Annotated in this window: 20 protein-coding genes; 13 read left to right on the top strand and 7 right to left on the bottom strand. The window is 62.3% G+C overall.

What is annotated here, in order from left to right:
• Positions 1–48: 48 nt before the first annotated feature.
• Genes KSS90_RS15450 through KSS90_RS15440 form a run of 3 tightly spaced genes read right to left on the bottom strand, consistent with a single transcriptional unit; the run spans position 49 to position 2,678 of the window.
• The gene (locus tag KSS90_RS15450) at positions 49–984 is read right to left on the bottom strand and encodes a chlorinating enzyme (protein WP_217866266.1); all 936 of its coding nucleotides are present in this window, start codon (positions 982–984) and stop codon (positions 49–51) included.
• A 12-nt stretch (positions 985–996) separates the two neighbouring features.
• Entirely contained in the window at positions 997–1,236 is a 240-nt protein-coding gene (locus tag KSS90_RS15445; RefSeq protein WP_217866265.1) for an acyl carrier protein, read from the bottom strand.
• Between the two features lie 26 nt (positions 1,237–1,262).
• Positions 1,263–2,678: a coproporphyrinogen-III oxidase family protein gene (locus tag KSS90_RS15440; protein WP_217866264.1), complete on the bottom strand. Its 1,416-nt coding sequence runs from the start codon at positions 2,676–2,678 to the stop codon at positions 1,263–1,265.
• 767 nt (positions 2,679–3,445) lie between these two features.
• On the opposite strand from KSS90_RS15440, the gene KSS90_RS15435 reads away from it, so the two are divergent.
• The 5 genes from KSS90_RS15435 (at position 3,446) to solA (ending at position 8,483) form a co-directional block, all read left to right on the top strand.
• Positions 3,446–4,396 carry a LysR family transcriptional regulator gene (locus KSS90_RS15435; RefSeq protein WP_217866263.1) on the top strand — a complete coding sequence of 317 codons (951 nt, stop codon included), beginning with the start codon at positions 3,446–3,448 and terminating at the stop codon, positions 4,394–4,396.
• 375 nt (positions 4,397–4,771) lie between these two features.
• Positions 4,772–5,566 carry a pyrroline-5-carboxylate reductase family protein gene (locus KSS90_RS15430; RefSeq protein WP_217866262.1) on the top strand — a complete coding sequence of 265 codons (795 nt, stop codon included), beginning with the start codon at positions 4,772–4,774 and terminating at the stop codon, positions 5,564–5,566.
• 16 nt (positions 5,567–5,582) lie between these two features.
• Positions 5,583–6,422, top strand: a complete 840-nt coding sequence (locus KSS90_RS15425; protein WP_217866261.1) for a methyltransferase — start codon at positions 5,583–5,585, stop codon at positions 6,420–6,422.
• A gap of 5 nt (positions 6,423–6,427) precedes the next feature.
• The gene (locus KSS90_RS15420) at positions 6,428–7,342 is read left to right on the top strand and encodes an EamA family transporter (RefSeq protein ID WP_217866260.1); all 915 of its coding nucleotides are present in this window, start codon (positions 6,428–6,430) and stop codon (positions 7,340–7,342) included.
• Positions 7,335–8,483: an N-methyl-L-tryptophan oxidase gene (solA, locus tag KSS90_RS15415; RefSeq protein WP_217866259.1), complete on the top strand. Its 1,149-nt coding sequence runs from the start codon at positions 7,335–7,337 to the stop codon at positions 8,481–8,483. The genes KSS90_RS15420 and solA overlap by 8 nt, the downstream gene beginning before the upstream one ends.
• Before the next feature lie 60 nt (positions 8,484–8,543).
• Here solA and KSS90_RS15410 read toward each other — a convergent pair whose 3' ends face one another.
• The gene (locus tag KSS90_RS15410; protein WP_225933088.1) at positions 8,544–9,458 is read right to left on the bottom strand and encodes a LysR family transcriptional regulator; all 915 of its coding nucleotides are present in this window, start codon (positions 9,456–9,458) and stop codon (positions 8,544–8,546) included.
• Between the two features lie 207 nt (positions 9,459–9,665).
• Here KSS90_RS15410 and KSS90_RS15405 point away from each other — a divergent pair, with 207 nt between their 5' ends.
• From KSS90_RS15405 to KSS90_RS15380, 6 genes are all read left to right on the top strand, one after another.
• Positions 9,666–10,691, top strand: coding sequence for a zinc-dependent alcohol dehydrogenase family protein (locus tag KSS90_RS15405; protein WP_217866258.1), 1,026 nt, complete (start codon positions 9,666–9,668; stop codon positions 10,689–10,691).
• A 207-nt stretch (positions 10,692–10,898) separates the two neighbouring features.
• Positions 10,899–12,299 carry a hypothetical protein gene (locus tag KSS90_RS15400; protein WP_217866257.1) on the top strand — a complete coding sequence of 467 codons (1,401 nt, stop codon included), beginning with the start codon at positions 10,899–10,901 and terminating at the stop codon, positions 12,297–12,299.
• Between the two features lie 171 nt (positions 12,300–12,470).
• Positions 12,471–14,123 carry a VRR-NUC domain-containing protein gene (locus KSS90_RS15395; RefSeq protein WP_217866256.1) on the top strand — a complete coding sequence of 551 codons (1,653 nt, stop codon included), beginning with the start codon at positions 12,471–12,473 and terminating at the stop codon, positions 14,121–14,123.
• Positions 14,120–16,375, top strand: coding sequence for an ATP-dependent DNA helicase (locus KSS90_RS15390; RefSeq protein WP_217866255.1), 2,256 nt, complete (start codon positions 14,120–14,122; stop codon positions 16,373–16,375). The genes KSS90_RS15395 and KSS90_RS15390 overlap by 4 nt, the downstream gene beginning before the upstream one ends.
• Positions 16,376–16,453: 78 nt before the next feature.
• Entirely contained in the window at positions 16,454–18,091 is a 1,638-nt protein-coding gene (gene pgm, locus KSS90_RS15385; protein ID WP_217866254.1) for a phosphoglucomutase (alpha-D-glucose-1,6-bisphosphate-dependent), read from the top strand.
• 167 nt (positions 18,092–18,258) lie between these two features.
• Positions 18,259–19,146, top strand: coding sequence for a pirin family protein (locus tag KSS90_RS15380; RefSeq protein WP_217866253.1), 888 nt, complete (start codon positions 18,259–18,261; stop codon positions 19,144–19,146).
• 95 nt (positions 19,147–19,241) lie between these two features.
• Here KSS90_RS15380 and KSS90_RS15375 read toward each other — a convergent pair whose 3' ends face one another.
• Together KSS90_RS15375 and KSS90_RS15370 are read right to left on the bottom strand one after the other, a co-directional pair.
• A complete protein-coding gene (locus tag KSS90_RS15375; protein WP_023632135.1) occupies positions 19,242–19,658 on the bottom strand; it encodes a RidA family protein in 417 nt (138 codons plus the stop codon).
• Positions 19,658–20,974 carry a flavin-containing monooxygenase gene (locus KSS90_RS15370; protein ID WP_217866252.1) on the bottom strand — a complete coding sequence of 439 codons (1,317 nt, stop codon included), beginning with the start codon at positions 20,972–20,974 and terminating at the stop codon, positions 19,658–19,660. The genes KSS90_RS15375 and KSS90_RS15370 overlap by 1 nt, the downstream gene beginning before the upstream one ends.
• A gap of 259 nt (positions 20,975–21,233) precedes the next feature.
• On the opposite strand from KSS90_RS15370, the gene KSS90_RS15365 reads away from it, so the two are divergent.
• Complete coding sequence (locus KSS90_RS15365) at positions 21,234–21,911, top strand: DUF1028 domain-containing protein (RefSeq protein WP_046855919.1); 678 nt, start codon at positions 21,234–21,236, stop codon at positions 21,909–21,911.
• Positions 21,904–23,064, top strand: coding sequence for an acetylornithine deacetylase (gene argE / locus KSS90_RS15360; protein WP_217866251.1), 1,161 nt, complete (start codon positions 21,904–21,906; stop codon positions 23,062–23,064). Before KSS90_RS15365 ends, argE begins: the two co-directional genes overlap by 8 nt.
• Before the next feature lie 48 nt (positions 23,065–23,112).
• Here the strand turns inward: argE and KSS90_RS15355 are convergent, their stop codons facing one another.
• The gene (locus KSS90_RS15355; RefSeq protein WP_217866250.1) at positions 23,113–23,550 is read right to left on the bottom strand and encodes a carboxymuconolactone decarboxylase family protein; all 438 of its coding nucleotides are present in this window, start codon (positions 23,548–23,550) and stop codon (positions 23,113–23,115) included.
• Positions 23,551–23,576: the final 26 nt, after the last annotated feature.

The raw sequence follows: 23,576 nt of genomic DNA, 5'->3' as shown, positions 1-23,576 counted from the left end.
CCTTTCACAAACAGGACGGAGCGCGCAACCGAACGGCAAGTGACGCCATTACGCAATTCGATTGAATGGCTTTCCGCGCGTGGTGCATGAGCGCACACGGTTGTGGCCATATGCATCTTCCCCACCGGCGATGACTGTGCCGTATTGTTCGAGGGTTACCGTTCTGCCGAACTCGGTGAGGGTATCTGCATCCGGGTAGACCTTGACGGAGGTAGGCACGTAGCGAGATACGTAGCCCAGACGTGGCGTGCTCGTCTCACCCAGGTGAGGCAGCGAACCATGCAGGAGGGTGGACCAGAAAATGATGAATTCACCCTTCTTCATGGTGAAGTAAATGGCTTTCGATTCATCTGGCGTCCAGTTCGGATCAACCTGCAATTCGCGGTAGTCGTATCCGTAGAAGCCGCGGGCCACTCCGTTCTTGACCAGTCCATGCTTGTCTTGCGAGTAAGAGGCCGCCTTGGATTCGTCATAGAACCGGGAGTGCTGGGTGCCTGGAATGATGCCCATTGGCCCCATGTCAAGGGTCACATCCGAGAGCGCCGTCCAGACGGTGACAGTTCCCCCTTCCTGAGAACCTTCGGGCCACCGAAGCGCGTCCTTGCCGCCGTTGAGACCTGCGAACGTATCGCCTTGGTGCCAGTCGGTCCCTTCATCGCCCGGATACTTGGGGAAAAACTCGGAGCGCCAGCAGGCCACATCACGCCCAATCAGTCGTTGTAGCTTGGAGACAATGGCCGGATGGCAGACATGGTCCGCAAGTTCATCTATGTCCAGGTGGCGGTCGTAGCTGGATATCGGATCCTTGGTGTTCTCGGCTTTGCCGAAAACCGATTTGGAGTGATCGAAGGTTTTCAGGCGGGCTCGTCGCCAAATGTCGTCGATCTCGCCCTCGGAGTAAGCCGGGAAGGGGCCGAGGTAGCCCTCTTTCTGAAAGAACGCCACTTGTTCGTCACTGAGTGGTTCATGCAGGTCGTTGGTCATCACGGTTGCTCCTTAACCGATGTTCTGAGAAGAGAATTTCCGGCTCAACGTTGAAGCCAGGGCAGTCATCGAAGCCCCTTCGGCGAGGACCTCGAGGCTGGCGGAGAGGTTGAAGCGCTTATTGATCTCATCAATAAGAATCGCCATCTGCAACGAATTGATGCCCTGGTCGAACAAGTCGTCATTGCGGTCGAATGTCGACGTATCGATCCAGTCAGCCAGGATTATTTCGATTGCATCAATGATTTTCATTGGATAAATCACTCCCTGTGATGTTGTCAGATATTTAGCGCAGCGATTTTGATTTCCGTATTGACCGCGCCGTCGACGAACGCATGGGCCAAGTCATCGATCAGCCAATGGATGAGTGAACAACCCGCTTCGGTGAACACCAGCCACTCATCTTCGTGCATGGCCAGGCCCATTTCTAACCAGGTATGTATTAGACGTTCAACGGCAAAGCGGGTACTTCCACTCTGTGTCAGCAAGTAATCACGCTTCACCCGACTGAACACGCGGATATAACGCATGAGCGTGACCATGAACCGTTCTTTATCATCGAACAGTGAACCACTGGCCAATGGCAACTGACCACCACGCACACGCTCCATCCAACCACTGAGCGATTCATTGTTCTGTACCCAATAATTAGCGGCAGTGGAAAAGGCGCCCATGCCCAAACCAAAGTAGGGGACGACCGTACTCCAGCGCTCAATCATCGTTTCCCATGACGTGATGGCTTCTGTTTTTTTATGTTTAACAAACCAGCCCAATGGACTTTCGTGGTAGTCGCACGATTCGAGGTAGGTCTTGCCAAGGAAGTACATTTCTCTGGCTTTGTGTTCGGAGACCGTTGCCCAGGGTTGCTGGCGAGCCAACTGGAAACTCTTGGTGCCAGGAAATAGTTCGTTGCGATAGAAGGTGATGGAGGGCACACCCAGGTCCACCAGGTCTTTCAGGGTGAGGAATACCGACTCGAGTGATTGACCAGGCATACCATACAGAACATCGGTATTGACCAGGTCGAAGTACTCCAGCGTGGTAGCCACCCGGGCCAGGAGCTTTTCCCGTGGCAGGATCCGCCCTTCACGTTGTCTCAACGCAGTGTCGGTGGATTGCACCCCCAGACTCATGCGATTGATCCGAGAGGAAAGCAGCTTCAATTTCGAGTCCGTCAACGTCGCCGGGCTTGCTTCCAGTGTGATCACCGCGTTGTCTGCCAGGTGGCTACGTTGCAAGGTGCCATCGACGAAGGCTGCGAGCAGATCATTGTCGAGTATCGAGGGGGTGCCACCACCGAAGTAGATACTCCCTGCAGGCGTCGAGGCGAGCCCTGCAGCATTGTAGGTATCCAGTTCCTGGAGGATGACCTCGATGTACTCGCGTTTCTCCTCTGCTCGCGGGCTGCGCGAGTAAGCGAGGTCGCAGAATGAACAGGTTTGAATACACCAGGGTACGCCAAGGTACAGTGCCGTGCGTTTAGCAGTGGATAGCTCATGGACCACGGCCTGTTGCGCTTGCGCGGGCGTCAACGGTGGAGAGACGCTGCGACCTGCCATTTGACGCAAGTTATCGAAGCGGTGTGTGAAGGCTGTGCGATCTGCCCAGAAGTGTGTCGGCACTTGTTGATAACAATGGTTCATTCGCGTCATCGCCGCATCCAGAACATCATTGAAATTCGAGTTGTCAGCCATGGCGTGCACGCGACCTCCATCGTGAATTATTTCAACCCAAGGTCCCTGGGTATGGTCGGCAAAGAGTGCCGTCGGCAGCGATGCTCAATGATTGATGGAATGGCTGTCAATCTATATCAAAAATGTATTGCTCATTAAAAAGTTGATATTCGGGTGTCAAATTAGTATTGTTTTTACATATGTGCCTGTCATTAAAGGCGTGGGCTCGTCTTGTGTTTGGTGGGTCGGGGATTTAAATTTTTTGTTGTTTGGTGTTGCGACTTTATGCAAGTATTCAGTCGGCATTCATGGTCATTCAGCTGAACTATAAAGTTGCTGTTTTGGGGGTGCGCTTCCCCGTGCGTCACACCGTGTACGAACAGTGCCAGAGCGACGAACAGGCCACGTCGTGAAGACACTTTACGATTGACGGGTTTTTCTCCCCTCATGGTTAGCAATGGGGCGGGTTTTCAGGCGCAGGTGCTGAGATTGGCAACAAGCCTGGCTCGCGTCGCAAGCTTGTCGAAAAGATCTGCCCATCAGCATGGCAGAAGGTTTTTAGCGGCATTGACGGGTTCAGCCGCAGCGGCTGCCAGGGCTCCGCACATGAGTTCGACGGCTTGACTCGGGCCTTCCCGGCGCCAAGGACTGCACGATCAACCCGTTACGTTTGAAACGCACAGGGGAAGGGTTTTGAGTAAGATGGGGTGTGTACGAGGGCGATGGGCCACACAAGAAAAAGCAAGGTACTTCGAAAACAGTACGCTCGCGTTATTCAAGGAGTGAATATGCACCTAAAATTTCGACATATAGAGATCTTTAAGGCCATCATGATCACCGGGACTGTCACCGGTGCCGCCCAGATACTTGAGACGTCCCAGCCAACGATAAGTCGAGAGCTTTCGAATTTCGAAAGCAGCATCGGCATGCGTCTGTTCGAGCGCTACAAAGGACGCCTGAAACCCACGGCTGAGGGTATGGCCCTTCACTCCGAGATTCTTAAAGCGTATGACGGTCTGGCTCGAGTAAGCGCAGCGGCGCAAAGCATCAAGCTCGGGTTGAGAGAAAAAATCAGTATCGTCAGCCTGCCCGTACTATCGCAAACCATTTTGCCGACCAGCCTTGCTAGATTCATCGAGCGTTATCCGGATATCAACCTGAGTGTCACGACTCACGACTCGCCCGATATCGAACCGTTGATATCCAGCCAAGCTTACGATATCGGCTTGATCGAGGGGGTGAGCGCACCCTTGGGAACCACGACTGAACACCTGACGGATGTGGATGAAGTGTGCGTCCTGCCACCTGGTCATCCGTTGTCCGTGTTTCCGCAAATAGACCCACTGCAACTCAGCCAGTATCCCTTCATTCACTTGGCGCCGAATGACCCTTACCGGCACCATCTCGATAGTGTTTTTGCCCAGTTGGGTGTTTCGCGTAACAACATTATCGAAGTCGACAATGCCGTCACCATTTGCCAAATGGTGTTGAGCGGCATTGGTGTATCGATCATCAACCCATTGGTCGCCAACATTTACGCTAACCAAGGCCTGATCATCAGGCGCCTCACGGTTTCGGTGCCCTTCAGTGTCAGCTTGGTACGGCCGCTGCAGCGTGGCGCTTCCCTAATCGTCGACCACCTCGTGGAATGCATACGTAGCACTTCAAACGCGTTATCGATGCAATACCAATCCGGACTTCACGAGGCACCTTCGGATTATGTGAGAGCGTCCGCTTAAGGCTGTTTCTTTGGTGCGTGACCCGAACTATTGCGAGGCGATAATGTTGACTGTGCAGATGTTGGGTGCGACGTGACGTTTGCTCGATATCTGGCAGTCGCTCACTATTTGGATTTCTTGATAGTTTGATTTTTCGTCATGTGGCGCACGCAGGCGGTGACAGCAGTTCAATACTGATGACCGCCAAGCCTGAGCGAGACTTGCATTGGGTTTGCGGCCTGGTGATATCAGATACTAGTTGCCCTATTCGTACCTGATATGCGTTGACAGGGTTTTTGGATAGCGATTATGTTCAGTGGCGGATCGCGTTGGATCCAATCCTGGCGCCCGTTGTAGCGCTGTGTTGTCTTTCGTTGATTTCATAAAGGGATTTACATGAAGAACATCTACATGGTCGGTGCAGGTCATATGGGCGGGGCAATCCTTCGTGGTTTGAAGGGGCACTTGAAAAGCACTGCTAACTTGCATGTTGTTGAAGTAGATGCACAGCGTATGGGCTATTGGCGAGAACAAGGGTTTGATACCGCCACGCAGATTCAAACGCTGGCGCCACACGACTGCGTGGTGTTGGCCGTTCCTCCGCAACAGTTTGCAAGCGCGCTCGCTGGCAATCCGATACTTTCCCGTCATCAAGGTCCCGTGATTTCAGTGATGGCGGGTATCACCCATGCAACGCTAGTACGCCTGCTGGGCCACGACTCGGTTGTGCGAGCCATCCCCAATACCCCTTCAGAAGTAGCCCAGGGGGTCACGATGTACTACGCACCCGCGCATGCCAGCACGGATCTGATCGACTGCGCGCGGCAGATCTTCGACGTTATCGGAATATCTCTGAGGGTCAGAGAGGAATGGCAGATCGACACGGGGACTGCCTTGGCTGGCGGTGGACCGGCATTGGTCGCTCACTTCGCCGATGCACTACAGGATTACGGGCTTCGCACGGGGCTGGACCAGGAAGAAGCAGCGGTGGTTGCCCTACAGTTGCTTGCCGGCACTGCCGAGTTGATCCGAGCGAGCGGTAAGCCATCCAGTCAGATTTGCCGCGAAGTGCAAACTGTCGGTGGCACCACCGAACGCGCTATCGGTGCCTTGGACGCAGCAGGCTTCAAAGAACTGGTCAATGCTGCGCTTGATGCTGCAGCCAGGCGCTCCGCGCAATTGGGTGAATGATTCAGGAGGATGAAACATGACTATTCTGACCGCTCCGGGGAGCATCCATTCAGACATTGCGGCCTATAACCTGTATTTCGGCATGGGCCAGCGGATTACGCTGATCGACGACCCCAAGGTGTTTAGAGTGAGTCCTGCAGGAGAAGCGTTCGGGGCATTGATCGCGAGGCGTTTTGGCGGGCGCGACAGGGATGCCCGTTTTCTCGATCTGGGGACCGGGAGTGGCGTGCATGCGTTGCTGCTGCGTCAGTTAGGCATGCGCAACATCACTGCCAGCGATATTTCTCTAGAGGCTGTTCAAGCGGCTCGGGCAAATGAACTGGTTAACCTGGGCGAATCATGCATCGAGTTCGTGCATGGTGATCTGTTCGACGCTGTCCCCAGCGCAGACGGCGGATTCGATGTGATTCTGTTCAATCCACCAGGGTGGCAGACGCCCTCGGATGCGTTCCTCGCGGCATTGCAGTCCGTTGAGGCTGCACGAGGTCTGTCGTTGGAAGCCATGTTCTATGGCGAACAGACCTTGCGCAGATTCTTCGAAAGGGTGCCGGCCTACCTGAAGCCTGGAGGCAAGCTGCTCATCGGCCTCAATTCGTTGGTCGACATTGCCGGTGTCATGCGTGACCTCTATGGTACCCATGGGGAGCGTTTCAAGATCGATTGGTCATTGCTGGAGCGTCACGAGATCCCGCTTGTGCTGTACACGGAGCAATGGCGTGCTCTCCAAGGCATGTTGCATGACGAGATCGAACGCTGGACCGACCAGGGTCGGGCGCATTGCCGATTCGACGACTCCGGCATGTTGTTCTGGTCCTACGAGATCATTGAGTTCTCTTTCACGCCAATAGGCGAGTGACCACCATGGCCGGAAAACCCTTTGCCGCGGCAGCGGGATTGTCTGCTGCGCTGGCGTCGAACTGCCTGCTTGGGCTGTCGTCCCTTTACTGGAAGGCTCTCGCAACCTTACCGGCGCTGACGTTGCTCGGCTGTAGGGTGTTGATCTCATTGCTCTGTGTCACGCTGCTACTTGCTGCGCGTAAAGAGTTCGTACCTCTGCTGTGCGGCCTGACTCGACGCGACATTCTCCTGCACGGTGGGGCAGCGCTGCTGGTTGCCGCTAACTGGGGGACGTTCATATGGGCTTCAATCCATGGGCACGTGCTGGAAAGCGGCCTGGGCTACCTGATCGCGCCGGTTCTGGGGATCTCGCTGGGCTTGCTGCTGTATCGTGAACGAATGTCCCTGCCACGCGGATTGTCATTAGCATTGGTAATAGGCAGCGTTATCTATTTGCTTTTCGAAACCGGTGGGCTGGATAGCCGGGTGTTCTTGGTTATTGGGATGACGTGGGGCGGCTACACCTGGCTCAAGAAGCTGGCCCGTTTGCCGCCGTGGTCGGGACTGTTTCTCGAATCACTTGTGCTGGGCTTGTTACTGGTGCCGTTCATCATATGGATGAGCACCCCGCTGGCAGATATCGCAGCCTTGGACACTGGTGACAAAGGGCTCCTGTTGCTTTGCGGTGCAGTATCACTGTTGCCGCTGGCCCTGTTTTCGTTCGCCGCTCGGCGTCTGCCCCTGAGCATCATGGGGTTGATGCAGTTCGTGCTACCGCTGACTCAATTCTTCGTTGCGCTGATCTTCTATAAGCAGATGCCTTCCCATGGCGCATTACTGGCGTTTGCATTTATCGCCTTGGCCATGCTCCTGGTAATACTCGAACCGTTACTCAATACCGTTTTCTTCAAGGCAAAAGGAGTTGTCGAAGATGCTTAAAACCTATAGTGCCGTGGTCGTCGGCCTGGGAGTTGTGGGTAGCGCCACGTTGTGGCGCCTGGCTCAGCAGCAGCAAGGTGTCCTAGGGCTCGAGGCCAGAGCGCCAATCAACCTGTATGGCAGTTCCTACGGTGGTTCGCGGATTTTTCGTCAGGCTTACTGGGAGGGTTCCGACTACCTGCCGTTGCTGGCAGAAGCAGACCTCGGCTGGCGTGAGCTGCAAGCGAGTTGCCACCGGCCTTTGTTGCACCGTAGTGGAGGGCTGTTCGTCGGACCGATTCGTTCAGGGGTGATTTCAGGCAGCGTAGCGACCGCGAAGGCCGGCAACATTGCGCATCAGTGTCTGACCGCAGCTGAGGTTGAGGCCAGGTTTCCAGTCTTTCGTGCCGATGAGCACATGGAGGCGGTGTTCGAGAAAGGCGCATTCACCATCGCTGCAGACGATGCTCGGCTGCAAATGCTGAACCAGGCAGTGGCTCATGGTGCTGAAATTCGCTTCGGTAGCACCGTACAGGAAATTACCCTGGTTTCGGACGGGCTCGTACTACGCCTGGCCGATGGTCAACAAGTGCGCACGCAAAAGCTGGTGTTGGCGACTGGCGCCAGTTTGGCAGACGCTCTGATTCCCGACCTTGTCGGGTTGTTGCAACCTCGCAGCGTGCCGATTTACTGGTGTGCATTCAAACCGGGGGTGGAGCACCGATTTTCGAACTTCCCAGCGTTTCTCTATGAGCTCGAGGACGGTCGCCTGCTGTACGGCACACCGCAAATCGACAATGCCGAGCCGGGCATCAAGATTGGGTTCCACAATCATCAGCAATCAGCACTGGACCTGGGCACACAATTGGAGCCGGTTAGCGACGTGCAGATCGCTGAAATGTCAGCGTGCGTGGATCGCATCTTCCCCGATCTCATCGCTCATCCCTATGCGTCCCGCAAGTGCGTGTACACCCTGACACCGGACGAAGCGTTCATATTAGGCGAATCAAAGGAGCTTCCAGGTGTGTTCTATGTCTCGGCCTGTTCTGGGCATGGCTTCAAGTTCGCACCTGCATTGGGCGGTTGTCTGGCCCGAGCAATAGCAGGCCAGTCGCTGCAAGTACAAGTTCCGGCCTTCAGTCGGCAGCGCTTTGCCCACTAGCCGTAGGCCGCTGCGCGTCGGCAGCTCTCAAGGCAAAGCCGTTACTCAGTGGGGCAGGGGTCACAGACTATCGGGATCCCCGAAGAACATCTGTATCCGCGACCTCAACCACCGCTCTGCCGGATCGTTGTCTTGCGCCCCGCGCCAAGCCATGTGCAGCTCGAAGCTGCGCACCTGCAGCGGCAGGTCCTCGGCCCGCAGGCCGCCTGCCGCCGTGAGCGCATCGGCGGTGTAGTCCGGCACGGTGGCGACGATATCGGTCCCCGCCAGCAAGCTTCCCAAGCCGTTGAACTGCGGCACGGCCAGCACCACATGGCGCTTGCGGCCGATCTCCTCCAGCGCCTCGTCGATGAAGCCTGACAAGTCGCCTGCAAACGACACCAGTGCATGGGGCCGGGCGCAGAAGTCGTCCAGGGTAATGTTGCCGGGCATGCTGTCGGCGCGCAGCAGCTTGGGCATGCTGCGGCGCAGTACCTTGCGCTTGGCGTTGGCCGGCAGGTCGCTGGTGTAGCTAACGCCCACCGAGATTTCGCCCGAGGCCAGCAGGGTGGGCATCAGCAGGTAGTTGACCCGGCGCACCACCAGCACGATGCCGGGCGCCTCGGCGCGGATGCGCTTGAGCAGCTGGGGCAGCAGGGCGAACTCGGCATCGTCCGACAGACCAATGCGGAACACCGCGTTACTGGTAGCCGGGTCGAACTCGGCGGCGCGGCTGACGGCGGTGGAGATCGAGTCCAGCGCTGGTGACAGCAAGGCGAAGATCTCGTGGGCGCGCGCCGACGGCTCCATGCTGCGGCCGGTACGCACGAACAGCGGATCGTCGAACAGGTTGCGCAGGCGCGACAGCGCGGCGCTGATCGCCGGCTGGCCGAGGAACAGTTTCTCGGCGGCGCGGGTCACGCTGCGTTCGTGCATGAGCGTTTCGAACACGATCAGCAGGTTGAGGTCTACGCGACGCAAGTCGTTACGATTCATTCGATGCGGCTCGCCAGAAGTGGGGCAGGGGTGAATCTTAAGGCCAAAGGCTGGTACCCTGCACCGATTTCCGGGTGCCAATGCACAGATTTGTCAGGGGCCCAATCAATGACAGGCATGTCGACTATTAACAGCCACTGATGGCCCAACCGTGAAAGCCCGGATAAAGTCCGTGGTAATACGAGATTCACAAAGGCGAGGTATGCGATGTCCCGCATGATCCGTTTCCACAAGTTCGGCCAGGCCGATGTGCTCCGCTGCGAGGAGCAGGCCGAACCGTCTCCGGCTACCGGCGAAGTGCAGATTCGCGTTGAGGCGATCGGCATCAGTTGGTACGACGTGCTCTGGCGGCAGAACCTGGCGCCCTCTCAGGCGCGGTTGCCGGCGGGCATCGGCCATGAAATGGCCGGCGTGGTCATCGCGGTCGGCGAGGGTGTGGACGATATTGCGGTGGGCGACCGGGTCGCCAGCTTCCCAGCCACCAGCCCCAACGACCACCCGGTGTACGGCGACGTGATCGTGCTGCCGCGCAGCGCCATCACTCGCTACCCGGATGTGCTGACCCCGATCGAGGCCAGCGTGCATTACACCCCGCTGCTGATCGCCTACTTCGCCTATGTCGATCTGGCCCGGGCAAAGGCCGGGCAGACCGCGCTGGTCACCGACGCCAGCCACTGCGCCGGGCCGGCCTTCGTGCAGTTGGGCAAGGCCCTGGGGCTGAGAGTGTTCGCCGCCACCAAGGAGCCGGAGCAGCGTGAATACCTGCTGGGCCTGGGTGCGGATAAGGTGATCGTCACCGAGGAGCAGGATCTGCTGATGCAGATCGGCAAGTACACCGATGGCCGTGGCGTTGACATGGTCCTCGACGGCATGGGCGGCCCGCAGATGTCGCTGCTCGGCGATGTCCTGGCTCCGCGCGGCAGCCTGGTGCTGTATGGCCTGCAAGGCGGCAACCAGACACCGTTCCCGGCCTGCGCGGCGTTCCAGAAGAACATCCAATTTCATGTGCATTGCATCGGTAACTTCACTGGTAAGCCAGAGTTGGGCATCACCCAGGACCAGGTGGCCTTGCAGCGGGCTTTGCGCGATATCAACCAGTTCACCGCTGACCAGCTGCTGACGCCGCAGATCATCAAGGTGTATCCGTTCGAGCAAGTGGTCGAGGCACACCGGCATATGGACGCCTGCCCTTGCGGTGGACGGGTGGTACTGGATATGGGCAGCCAGGGCTGACGTTACCGACGCCAGCCGGGGTAAAGCCGCCTCTGCAGATTCGGCATGACGTCCGGTCTGCAGGGGCGGACTTGGGTATTTACCTTCCCAGCTAGACATAGCTAATCGTCCTACCACCCTTTGGGAAGCTTCCTTCAAGCTCGGTCAGTTATTCATCTGCCAGAATCGGACTTCATTTCGAAGCCGTCAGGGAGATGGAGCGATAGCATGACCGAGACCCACGACCAAGCGATGCACTATATCTACCAGCAGGTCTTGCAGCGTCTGTTGGAGCACATGACCCAGGCCCAGCGCGCCTCAGTGCAGTTGCTGGTCCAGCGCCTGTTGGTCATCGCCGGTGGCCAGGAGCACATCGGCAACGTGCGGGTCTTGGCCCTGCACGGCGTGGACCGGCGCAGCGCGCATTTGCTGGCCTGCCTGCGGGCCGCGCAACTGAGTATCGCCATTCGCCATGCCACCACCTTCCACCTGCGGGTGCTGGCGGCCCGATTGCCCACCCTTGATGACGCCGCTCTGGCCCTTCACGATCGTTGCTTCAGTGCCCTGTTCCTGCATGACGACCCGCGGGTGGAGCTGTTGCGTGCCGATGGTGGTCAGCTTGGGCCGTTCGGCGCCCGCCAGGCCTGTTCGGCCGAACAGTTGAGCGCCGCGGGTAACGCCTGGCTGTTGTTCGGACACCTCGTCGGGGGGCAGCCGGACGCTTTGCTCGGGGCCAGGGGGTATCTGGATATGGGAACCAGTCTTGCGCAAGTGCTGGGTGGGCAAGCCGGGGAGCAGATACTGATCAGTGCCGTGCCGCTCGCCCAGCGCCACCGCCTGCTGGCCTGGGGACGGCGTTGCCTGCGGCAAACCGGGGAGGTCGCGCATTCCCTGACACCCCACAACGTCCTGGTCGCCGGCCTTGAACAACTGGGCAAGGTGCTGGCCGACCCTTGGCAACCGCCTGTACCGCCCATGCACCAGCCACCCTGTGGCGACCCGCACCTGATGACGGTGGAGGACCTGCTGCGCCACCCCGATGACAGCGGGAGCCTCGACCGCATGCTCGGGCGGCTGGAGATGCAGGCCTGTCAGGCCCAAGGTCCGGCAGGGTTATTCGACCCCCTGCCACTGGCCCACCTGCACGGACTCAAGACCCAGCACCTCGAACAGCGTACCTACCGCGAGGGCGCGCAGGCGTTCTACCAGCGCTTGCGCCAGCCTTCGGTGCCCTGGCCCCACGGTCGAGTCTTGCGTGACGAGGCGCAGGCTCGGTTGCTTGCGGCCTATGGCGTGAGCGAAGCGCAGCTGGTCTGCCAACTGTTCACCCCGTTCGACGCGCAGGGGCATAACCTCGAGACCTTCGTACTGCGCTGCCACCCCGGCATGCGCGTGGCGTTGCCCTACTTGCATCGCGCCTTGCAGGGCCGGCCCTGTCCGGAACCTGTCAGTCAGTGGCTGGTGGACACCAGCGGGCTGCAGCTTACGCAATTGCGGGCGCTGTATGCTGGCACGCTCGGCAGCCAGGCGCGGCGGCTGTTCCGTTTACTGGGGCAGCGCGACCTGTGGCTGCGACCTCTGCCAGCCAGCCCGTACGGCGGTTACCTACGATTGCAGGCTGCCAAATAATCAACGCTGCCAGAATTCAACGTGGTCCCGGGCCGTCCAGCCTGCTACGTCGACTTTCACAGCGTAACGAGACCAGCGTTGGTGATGGCGTGACCGTTGATCCAGCACGCTTGCCCTCGCAGGTTGTCTGTATGTATAACCAGTACACGTTCCCCGCATCCGACCCGCACCGTGATCGCCCATTCCGTCGACGACCCTTTGTACTACCTGTTTAACTTCCGTCAGGTCCTGAGCTGGGTCGGGCGACGCTACGCCGACCTGTTGGACCATGACGAGCACAGTTTCATCCGGGTGTTCAGCGAGCTGCCGGTGCCCGCGCAGGCGTTGCTGGTGCGCATGGTCATGCGCAAGGGCGAGTGGTTTCGCCGTGACAAGCTCGACTACGCCGAGATCGGCGATACCGACGCGGCCCTGGCGCCGTTGCTGGTATTGGGCTGGGTGACAGCTGACGCACCGTTGGCCGTCGAGCAACTGTGGGCGTTGTTGCGTAAGGACGAGCTGGCCGGGCTTTTCACCGGGACAGTTCCCCGGCCCAGGGCCAGCAAAGCCGACTTGCTGGAACAGTTGCAGGCTCTCGAACTGGAGCCCAGGCCCCTGGCCCAGTGGTGCCCCGATTTCCCGACGCTGATCCTGCACTGGAGCCGACAGCCGTTATGCGACCGCTTGCGCCTGTTGTTCTTTGGCAACCTGTACCAGAGCTGGTCCGACTTCGTGCTCGCCGACCTGGGCGTGTTCCGTTACGAACAGGTGGCGTTCAGCGCCGATTCGCGAGCCTTGCGCCAGCGTAGCGAGGTTGACCTGGCCATGGCCCTGCACCAGTGCGCCGAGCGCCTCGAGCAGGGCGCCGCGCCCGCCGAACTGCTTGCGGCACTCGCGGGCCTGGACCACAGCAACCCCTGGCTGGTCCGACGTCGGGCGCGGCTGCTGTTCAGTATCGGCCAGCAATGCGAGCGCGCTGGCGACTGGGAGCTGGCGTTGCAGGTCTATGCCGACTGTGCCCACCCCGAGGCGCGCATCCGTCAGGTCCGGGTATACGAGCGCAGCGAGCAGTGGCAGCCGGCACTCGGATTGGCCCAGGCCATGGCCCAGGCGCCTGCCAACGCGTTGGAGCGCCAGGCACTGGAGCGCATGCTGCCACGCCTGGCGCGCAAGCTCGGTGGCCCGCCACAACCGCGTCGGCGCACGAGCGCGGTCACGCTCATCGAGCTGGAACTGCCCGCCGCGATGGCGGCACTGGGGGTGGAGGAGGCGGTGCGCCAGCATCTGGAACAGGACGGCGGCGTTGTCCACTACGTCGAGAACACCTTGTTCAACAGCCTGTTCGGCCTGCTGTGCTGGGAGGCGATCTTCGCACCGATACCAGGCGCTTTCTTCAATCCATTCCAGGCCGGGCCGCAAGACCTGCACGACAGCGATTTCCAGCAGCGTCGCGGCGTACTGTTCGACACCTGCCTGGGGCGCCTGGACGATGGCAGCTACCGCCAGGCCATCCGCGACTGCCATGCGGCCAAGCAAGGTCTGCAGTCGCCGTTCGTGTTCTGGCAGATGCTCGACGAGCCACTGCTCGAACAGGCACTCGAGCACTTGCCGCCCGAACATTTGAAAGCCTGCTTCCTGCGTTTGCTGCAGGACATCCGCGCCAACCGCGCCGGCATGCCCGACCTTATCCAGTTCTGGCCGGGGCAGGGCGGCTATCGCATGGTCGAGGTCAAGGCGCCGGGCGACCGCCTGCAGGACAACCAGCTGCGCTGGCTCGAGTTCTGCCACGTCCACGGGCTGCCGGTGGCGGTCTGCCACGTGCGCTGGCAGGCCACGCCGGCATGAGCTACACCGTGGCCGTGCGCGCCCTGTGCGAATTCAGCGCCAAGGTCGGCGACCTCGACCTGCGCTTCACGCCGTCGCCCAGTGCCCAGGAAGGTATTGCCGGGCACCGCCGGGTGGTGGCCAAGCGCGGCGCCGGCTATGAGTCGGAGGTGGTGCTGGAGGGTGAATACCAAGGCCTGAGGGTGCGCGGCCGTGCCGATGGCTACGACCCGGCACGCAACCGGCTGGAAGAGATCAAGACCCACCGCGGCGACCTCGCCCGCCAGCCTGACAATCACCGCCAACTGCACTGGGCCCAGGCCAAGGTCTACGCCTGGCTGCTGTGCCAGGCGCGGCAATTGCCGGCGATCGACGTGGCGCTGGTCTATCTGGACGTCGACAGCGACGGCCAGACCGTGATCAGTGAGCATTACGACGCCGACGACCTCAGGCGCTTTTTCGAGGCCCAATGCCAACGCTTCCTGGCCTGGGCGCAGGCGCAGGAGCAACGCCTGACCGAACGTGACCGGGGGCTGCAGGCCCTGACCTTTCCTTACCCTGCGTTCCGTCAAGGCCAGCGGCAACTGGCCGAGACCCTGTACAAGGCGGTGAGCACCGGCCGTTGCCTGATGGCCCAGGCCAGCACCGGCATCGGCAAGACCCTCGGCACGCTGTTTCCGCTGCTCAAGGCCGTGGTGCCGCAGCAGTTGGACAAACTCTACTTCCTCACGGCCAAGACCCCGGGGCGTGCCCTGGCCCTCGATGCGCTGCGCCAGATCACCCAGGCGTCGCCGCAACCGGCCTTGCGCAGCCTCGAGCTGATCGCCCGCGACAAGGCCTGCGAGTATCCGCAAAACGCCTGCCATGGCGAGTCCTGCCCCTTGGCGCGAGGTTTCTACGACCGTTTGCCCGCCGCCCGTGAGGCCGCTGCGCAGGTGCCGCTGCTCGACCGTGCCAGCTTGCGCGAGGTAGCGCTGGCGCACCAGGTCTGCCCCTATTACCTGGGGCAGGAGATGGCGCGCTGGGTCGACCTGCTGGTGGCCGACTACAACTACTACTTCGACGCCCATGCGCTGCTGTTCGGCCTGGCCCAGGCCAACCAGTGGCGCACGGCGGTGCTGGTGGACGAGGCGCACAACCTGGTCGAGCGCGGGCGGCAGATGTACAGCGCCAGCCTCGACCAGGGCCAGTTGCTGGCGCTGCGCCAGGGCAAGCCGGCCGGGCTCGGCAGCGCCCTCGACCGGCTGAATCGACAATGGAATGCGTTGTACAAGGCGCAGGTCGCACCGTACCAGGCCAGCGAGCAGTTGCCCGATGCTTTCCTGCGTGCCCTGCAGCAATGCATCGGGCTGATCCAGGAACGCATGAACCAGGCGCCCGCCGAGGTCGAGCCCAAGGTGCTGGAGTTCTACTTCCAGGCCTTGCAGTTCAGCCGTATCGCCGAGTTGTTCGACGAGCACTTCCTGTTCGATATCAGCCCGCGCAACGGCCCCCGTGGGCGGCGCCTGGCCACGTTGTGCCTGCGCAACGTGGTGCCTGCCCGGCTGCTGGGCCCGCGCATGAGCGCGGCGCGCAGCGTCACGCTGTTTTCCGCCACGCTCAATCCTCGGCACTTCTACAGCGACCTGCTGGGCATGCCGGCCGATACTGCCTGGCTGGAGGTCGCCGCGCCGTTTCGCGCCGAGCAGTTGCAGGTGCGCATCGTCAGCGAGGTATCCACCCGCTACCAGCAGCGCCAGGCCTCACTGGCGCCGATCGTCGAGCTGATCGCCGCCCAGTTCGCCGGCCAGCCGGGCAACTACCTGGCCTTCTTCAGCAGCTTCGAGTACCTCGAGCAGGTGGCGCGGCTGCTGGCCGAACGCTATCCGGCGCTACCCATCTGGTGCCAGTCCCCCGGGATGGACGAGGCTAGCCGCGAGGCCTTCCTTGCGCGCTTCGTGGAGCACGGGCAGGGGGTGGGCTTCGCCGTGCTCGGTGGCGCCTTCGGCGAGGGCGTCGACCTGCCGGGCACCCGCCTGATCGGCGCCTTCGTCGCCACCCTCGGCCTGCCCCAGGTCAATCCGGTCAACGAGCAGTTCAAGCAGCGCCTGGGCCGGCAGTTCGGTGCCGGTTTCGACTATGCGTATCTCTATCCGGGGGTGCGCAAGGTGATCCAGGCCGCCGGCCGGGTGATCCGCGGCGACCACGACCGCGGCGTGCTGGTGCTGATCGACGAGCGCTTTGCCGAACCGCGGGTGCGGCAGATGTTCCCCGGCTGGTGGCAGCTTGCGTGAACGCCCCATCGCCTGGCGCCGAAACTCCCAGTACACTGCGCGTTCCAACACCAACATCCGTTGATTTCGAGGTTCCGCATGACGCTCAGTCCTTTGGCAGGCAAGCCGGCTCCGGCCAGCGTGCTGGTCGATATCCCCCGCCTGTTGACCGCTTACTACACCGGCCGTCCCGACGCCGCGGTGGCGGCCCAGCGCGTGGCCTTCGGCACCTCGGGCCACCGCGGCACTTCGTTCGAACTGAGCTTCAACGAATACCACGTGCTGGCGATCACCCAGGCCATTTGCCTGTACCGCCAGGAGAAAGGCATCGACGGCCCGTTGTTCATTGGTGCCGACACCCACGCGTTGTCCGCCCCGGCCGCCGCCAGCGCCCTGGAAGTGCTGGCCGCCAATGGCGTGCAGGTGATGCTGAGCAAGGACGACGAGTACACCCCGACCCCGGCGGTGTCCCATGCCATTCTCTGCTACAACCGTGGCCGCCAGCAGGGCCTGGCCGACGGTATCGTCATCACCCCGTCGCACAACCCACCGCAGAGCGGCGGCTTCAAGTACAACCCGCCCAACGGTGGCCCGGCCGACAGCGACGTGACCAAGTGGATCGAGGCCAAGGCCAACGATCTGCTGGCGGCGAACCTGGCTGGCGTCAAGCGCATGGACTACCAGCAGGCGCTGGCGGCGCCGACCACCCAGCGCCACGACTACGTGAGCAGCTATGTCGCCGACCTGGAAAACGTCATCGACTTCGAGGTGATCCGCAGCGCCAACCTGCGCCTGGGCGTCGACCCGCTGGGCGGCGCTGGCGTGCGCTACTGGTCGGCCATCGCCGAGCGCTACCAGCTGAACCTGGAAGTGGTGAACACCGAGGTCGATCCGACCTTCCGCTTCATGACCGTCGACTGGGACGGGCAGATCCGCATGGACCCATCCTCGCCTTACGCCATGCAGGGCCTGATCGGCCTGCGCGAGCGCTTCGACGTGGCCTTCGCCTGCGACCCGGACCACGACCGTCACGGTATCGTCACCGCCGACGGCCTGCTGCAGCCGAACAACTACCTCGCCGTGGCCATCGACTACCTGTACCGCAACCGCCCGCAATGGCGCAGTGATGCCGCCGTGGGCAAGACCGTGGTTTCCAGCGGCCTGATCGACCGCGTCACCGCGGGCCTGGGCCGTGAGCTGTATGAAGTGCCGGTGGGCTTCAAGTTCTTCGCCCAGGGTCTGTTCGACGGCTCGCTGGGCTTCGGTGGCGAAGAAAGCGCCGGCGCCTCGTTCCTGCGCAAGGACGGCTCGGTCTGGGCCACCGACAAGGACGGCCTGATTCCGGCGCTGCTGGCGGCCGAGATGACCGCCCGCACCGGGCGCAACCCGAGTCAGATCTACGCCGACCTGACCGCCAAACTGGGCAAGCCGTACGCCACTCGCGTCGAGGCCAAGGCCGACGCGCGGCAGAAGGCGCTGCTGAGCAAGCTGGCGCCGGAGCAGGTCAAGTCCACCGAGCTTGCCGGCGAGCCGATCCAGCAGATCCTCAGCCATGCTCCGGGTAACAACCAGGCCATCGGCGGCCTGAAGGTGATGACCGCGAACGGCTGGTTCGCCGCGCGGCCGTCCGGTACCGAGGATATCTACAAGATCTACGCCGAAAGCTTTATCGACGAGGCGCACCTCAAGCGCCTGGTGGCCGAAGCCCAAGTGCTGGTGGACGCGGCGATCGCCTGATCGACGCTGGCGTCAATCGCGGGGGCAAGCTGCATCGGCATACCGATGCGGCCTGCCCCCGCGATACGTTTCACTGTTCCACAAGTGGAACGATCCATGCCATTTCAGCTATCTACCGCAGTATTGGCCTCATCTGTAAGGTGTAACCCATCAACAGGAGGCTTCTCATGAAAAAGATCCAGGGTATCCACCGCAGCCCCAACGCCCACTGGGTGGGCGACGGCTTCCCGGTGCGCAGCCTGTTCACCTACGACCATCTGGCGCGGCATATCAGCCCGTTTCTGCTGCTGGATTATGCCGGCCCGCATGACTTCGCTCCGACCACTGCCCGGCGTGGCGTCGGCCAGCACCCGCACCGCGGTTTCGAGACCGTCACCATCGTCTACCAGGGCGAACTGGAGCACCGCGACTCCACCGGCGCGGGCGGCCTGATCGGCCCGGGCGACGTGCAATGGATGACCGCCGCGGGCGGCATCATCCACGAGGAGTTCCATTCCCCGGCCTTTGCCCGTAGCGGCGGCACGCTGGAGATGGTGCAGCTGTGGGTCAACCTGCCGGCCAGGGACAAGCGCGCCGCAGCGGGCTACCAGACGCTGTTGGCCAACGACATTCCTGTGGTGACGCTGGAAGGCGAGGCGGGCAGCCTGCGGGTGATCGCTGGGCGTTACCTTGACCAGCAGGGGCCGGCACGCACCTTTACCGAGATGGACGTCTGGGATCTGCGCCTGAAGGCGGGTGCCACGCTGCAACTGCCGGTGGCCGCCGGGCGCAATGCCGCGCTGGTGGTGCTGCGCGGCACGCTGCGGGTCAACGATGAGCGCGAAGCCGGTGCGGCCAGCCTGGTATTGCTGGAGCGCGACGGCGACGGTGTGCGCCTCGAGGCGCTGGATGACGTCAGCGTGCTGCTGCTCAGCGGCGAGCCGATCGACGAGCCCATCGTCGGGTATGGCCCGTTCGTGATGAACAGCCAGGCCGAGATCGCCGAATCGTTCGATGATTTCCAGGCCGGGCGGTTTGGGCAGATGGGAGGTACCGAGCGCGGCGTCCGACAATGACAAAGCGTTGACTCCAATCGCCGGCAAGCCGGCTCCCACAGGATCTGTGCTATCCCTGTGGGAGCCGGCTTGCCGGCGATTGCTTTTTCAGACGATCACAGCTGATCCGGCACCACCGCGATCACATCGATCTCCATCAGCCACTCGGCCTGCGCCAACCCTGCCACCACCAGCCCGGTGGAAATCGGGAACACGCCCTTGAGCCACTTGCCCACTTCCTTGTACACCGGTTCGCGGAAGCGCGGATCGGTGATGTAGGTGGTGGTCTTGACGATATGCGACAGGTCCGAGCCTGCCTCTTCAAGCAACTGCTTGACGTTCTTCATCGCCTGTTCGGCCTGCGCCTGCGGGTCGCCCAGGCCGACCAGGCGGCCCTCGAAATCGGTGCCGACCTGCCCGCGCACGTAGATGGTGTTGCCGGCGCGCACCGCCTGGCACAGGTCGTTGTCCAGGGTCTGGTTGGGGTAGGTGGCCTTGGTGTTGAACATGCGGATGCGAGTATGAGTAGGCATCAGTGGGCTCCGAAGGTGCTGACGTTGCTGATCGAGGGTTGCTGCTCATCCGCCGTGCGCTGTTCGCGGTCGCGGTAGGCCAGGTAGGTGCGCTGGGTGGCGATGTGACCGGCGACGTGCTTGGCGTCGTGCCACACGCCCCAGATGAACGACGAGCCGCGGCGCGACAGCCAGGGCAGGCCGAGGAAGTACACGCCTGGCTCTTTCGACACGCCACGCTGGTGCTGCGGCTTGCCGTTGGCGTCGAAGGCGTCCACCTGCAGCCAGCTGAAGTCCACGCCGTAGCCGGTGGCCCAGATGATGGTGGTGACGTTGGCCTGGGCCAGGTCCAGCTCGCGCAGCGGGTCGCTGACGCAGGCCGGGTCGGGCAGGCGCTTGCGCGCTTCGGGCTCCGGCGGCAGGTCCAGGCCGTTGCGTTCGACATAGGCGTCGGCGGCGTCCAGCAGGGCCAGGTAGTTCTCGTCGCCACGGTTGATGTTCTCGGCCAGGTTGTCCTGGAAGCGCGCCACGCCGCCCTCGAACGACTGGGTCAGGCCGACCAGGGTCATGCCCTGGTGGGCGAGGGCGCGGAAGTCCACGGTATGGCCGCCACGGGCACCGGACACGGCGATGGTCACGTGCTCGCGGCCAGGCTTGGCGATCTCGGCATCCCATTCGCCGAGCACGCCCAGCCACCAGCAGAAGTCACGGTTGCGGTAGCTGCGTGGCGGGCGGTCGTGGGCGCCTACCGACAGGTACACCTGGCGCCCGGCGCGCATCAGCTCTTCGGCGATCTGCACACCAGAGGAGCCGGCGCCCACCACCAGCACCGCGCCTGCAGGCAGTTGCTCGGGGTTGTAGTAGGCGGCGGAGTGGATCTGGTGCAGGCCGTCGTCTTTCGGCGCGATAGCCGGGATCACCGGGCGCTGGAACGGGCCGGTGGCGGCCACCACGCGGTTGGCGCGGATCACGCCCTGGTTGGTTTCGATGGTGAAGCCCGGACGGTCGGCGTTGCGCACCACTTGCCTGACCTCGACACCGGTGCGCACCGGCAGGTTGTACTTGCGCACGTACTGCTCGAAGTAGTCGGCGACCTGGTCCTTGCCGGCGAAGGCGTCGGCGTCGAGGTCGAATTCAAGGCCCGGGAAGCGGTCGTGCCAGGCCGGCCCGTTGGCCACCAGCGAATCCCAGCGCCCGGTGCGCCAGGCCTCGGCGATGCGCTTGCGCTCCAGCACCAGGTGCGGCACGCCGAGCTTGCTCAGGTGTTCGCTCATGGCCACGCCGGCCTGGCCGGCGCCGACTACGAGGGTGTCGATTTCGATGTTGTTCAGTGTCATGTCCCAGCCCTTCTTCTTCAGCGGCGTTCTTGTTCAGGTCGGTGGGGACCGCCTTTGCCTGGGGCCAGACTAGGGATGGGTGGGCAATCGCGAAAATAGTATTTAGCTGGGGCTTGCCGATAAATTCGCGAAGGGTGGATGAGCGCCGCTGCGCGCCGAGCCGCCATAGTTTTTTCCTGCCCTGTGCCGAGGAAAATGTTGGTTTCGCCGTTGCCTTGGCCCGCCGAGAATGCCGGTAACTCAACACAGGAGCTGCACCATGACCTTCTCCATCATCGGCCGCTGCCAGGAAACCGGCCAGGTCGGCATCGCCATCAGTTCATCGAGCATCGCCGTCGGCGCCCGTTGCCCGTGGGTACGTGCCGGGGTCGGTGCCGTGGCCACGCAGAACATCACCTTGCCAGCCCTCGGCCCGCAGATCCTCGATGCCCTGGAGCAAGGCCAGCTGCCGCCCGCCGCGGCGCTGGACCGGGTGCTGAGCGCCAATGGCTGGAGCGAGTACCGCCAGGTCACGGTGATCGACAGCCACGGACAGGTGGCGCTATTCACCGGCAAGGAGGCGCTGGGCACGCACAATGCGGTGGCGGGCGAGCAATGCGCGGCGGCGGGCAACCTGCTGTCGTCGCAGGCAGTGATCGCGGCCATGGTTACGGCATTCGAGCAGGCCGGCGGCCACCTGGCCGACCGCCTGCTGGCGGCAATGCACGCGGCGATGGCCGCCGGGGGCGAGGCCGGGCCGGTCCACTCGGCGGCGCTGAAGATCGCCGGCGAGCTGACCTGGCCTTTGGTTGACCTGCGGGTGGACTGGACCGAGCAGGACCCGATCGCTGAACTGGACACCCTGTGGCAAGCCTATCGCCCGCAGATGCAGGACTATGTGACCCGGGCACTGAATCCTACCGCCGCGCCCAGCTACGGAGTGCCTGGGGATGAGTGAGGTCGACAGCCGCGCGCTGCTGGAGCGATTGGTCGGTTTTGCCACCGTGAGCCGCGACTCCAACCTGGAGCTGATCGCGTTCATTCGCGACTACTTGGCCGGGTTTGGCGTTCACAGCGAGCTGTTCCACAACGACGAAGGCACCAAGGCCAACCTGTTCGCCACGATAGGCCCTGTCGACCGAGGCGGCGTGGTGCTGTCCGGGCACACCGACGTGGTGCCGGTCGACGGCCAGGCCTGGAGCGTCGAGCCGTTTCGCCTGAGCGAGCGCGATGGGCGCCTGTATGGCCGTGGCACGGCCGACATGAAGGGTTTCATCGCCTCGGTGCTGGCGGCGGTACCGGCGTTTCTCGCCCAGCCGTTGAGGATGCCGGTACACCTGGCGTTCTCCTACGACGAGGAAGTCGGCTGCCTGGGCGTGCGTTCGATGTTGGCGGCGTTGGCGCAACGCCCGCACAAGCCGCGCCTGTGCCTGATCGGCGAGCCCACCGAGCTCAAACCGGTGCTCGGCCACAAGGGCAAACTGGCCATGCGCTGCCAGGTGCAGGGCGCCGCCTGCCATTCGGCCTATGCCCCCTATGGGGTCAATGCCATAGAATACGCGGCGCGGCTGATCGGCAAGCTGGGCGACATCGGTGACGAGCTGGCCCGTCCCGAGCATCACGACGGGCGCTTCGACCCGCCGTTCTCCACGGTGCAGACCGGGGTGATCAACGGTGGCAGAGCGCTGAACATCGTCCCCGAGGAATGCGAATTCGACTTCGAAGTACGTGCCTTGCCGGGCTTCGAGGCCCAAGCGGTGGCCGACCGGCTGCAAACCTACGCCGAGGCCGAGCTGCTGCCACGCATGCGCGCCGTCAATGCGGCCAGTGCGATTCGCTTGCGGCCGTTGAGCGCCTACCCAGGGCTGGCCACGCCTGCGGCCAGTGAGGCTGCGCAACTGGTGGCGTTGCTCAGTGGCTCGGATGACTTCGGCACGGTGGCGTTCGGCACCGAGGGCGGGTTGTTCGACCAGGCGGGGATTGCCACCGTGGTTTGCGGGCCGGGGAGCATGGAGCAGGGGCACAAGCCTGACGAGTTCGTCAGTGTCGAGCAATTGCGTGGCTGCGATGCGATGCTGCGGCGGTTGGTCGAGTACCTGGCGCAGGCGTGAGGGATCACGGGGCAAGCCCGCCCCAGTAGGGGCGGGGAAGGTGATGACTTAGGCCGGCACCATCGCAAAGCCCACGCCGAAGCGGTTCCAGGCATTGATGGTGGCGATGGCCAGGGTCAGGTTGGCGATTTCCTTGGCGTCGAAGTGTTCGAGCAGCGCCTGGTACTCGTCCTGCGGCGCGCCGCGCTCGGGCAGGCGCGTGAGGCTCTCCACCCAGGCCAGGGCGGCACGTTCGCGTGGGGTGAAGTAGCGGGTCTCGCGCCAGACGCTCAGGGTCTGCAGGCGCGCCTCGGTTTCACCGGCCTTGCGCGCATCGTTGGCATGCATGTTGACGCAGTAGGCGCAGCCATTGACCTGCGAGGCGCGCAGGCGGATCAGCTCCAGCAGCGAGTGTTCCAGGCCCGAGGCGACCAGCGCCTGTTCGAGGCCGATCATGGCTTTGTAGGCTTCCGGCGAGTGCTTGGCCCATTCGATACGGTCATGCATGGTGAGGCTCCAAAGAATGTACAGGT

This window comes from Pseudomonas maumuensis, assembly GCF_019139675.1.
In the GTDB taxonomy this organism is placed as follows: domain Bacteria; phylum Pseudomonadota; class Gammaproteobacteria; order Pseudomonadales; family Pseudomonadaceae; genus Aquipseudomonas; species Aquipseudomonas maumuensis.
The sequence above is the reverse complement of the archived record's forward strand: the minus strand, read 5'-3'. Positions and strand labels throughout refer to the sequence as shown.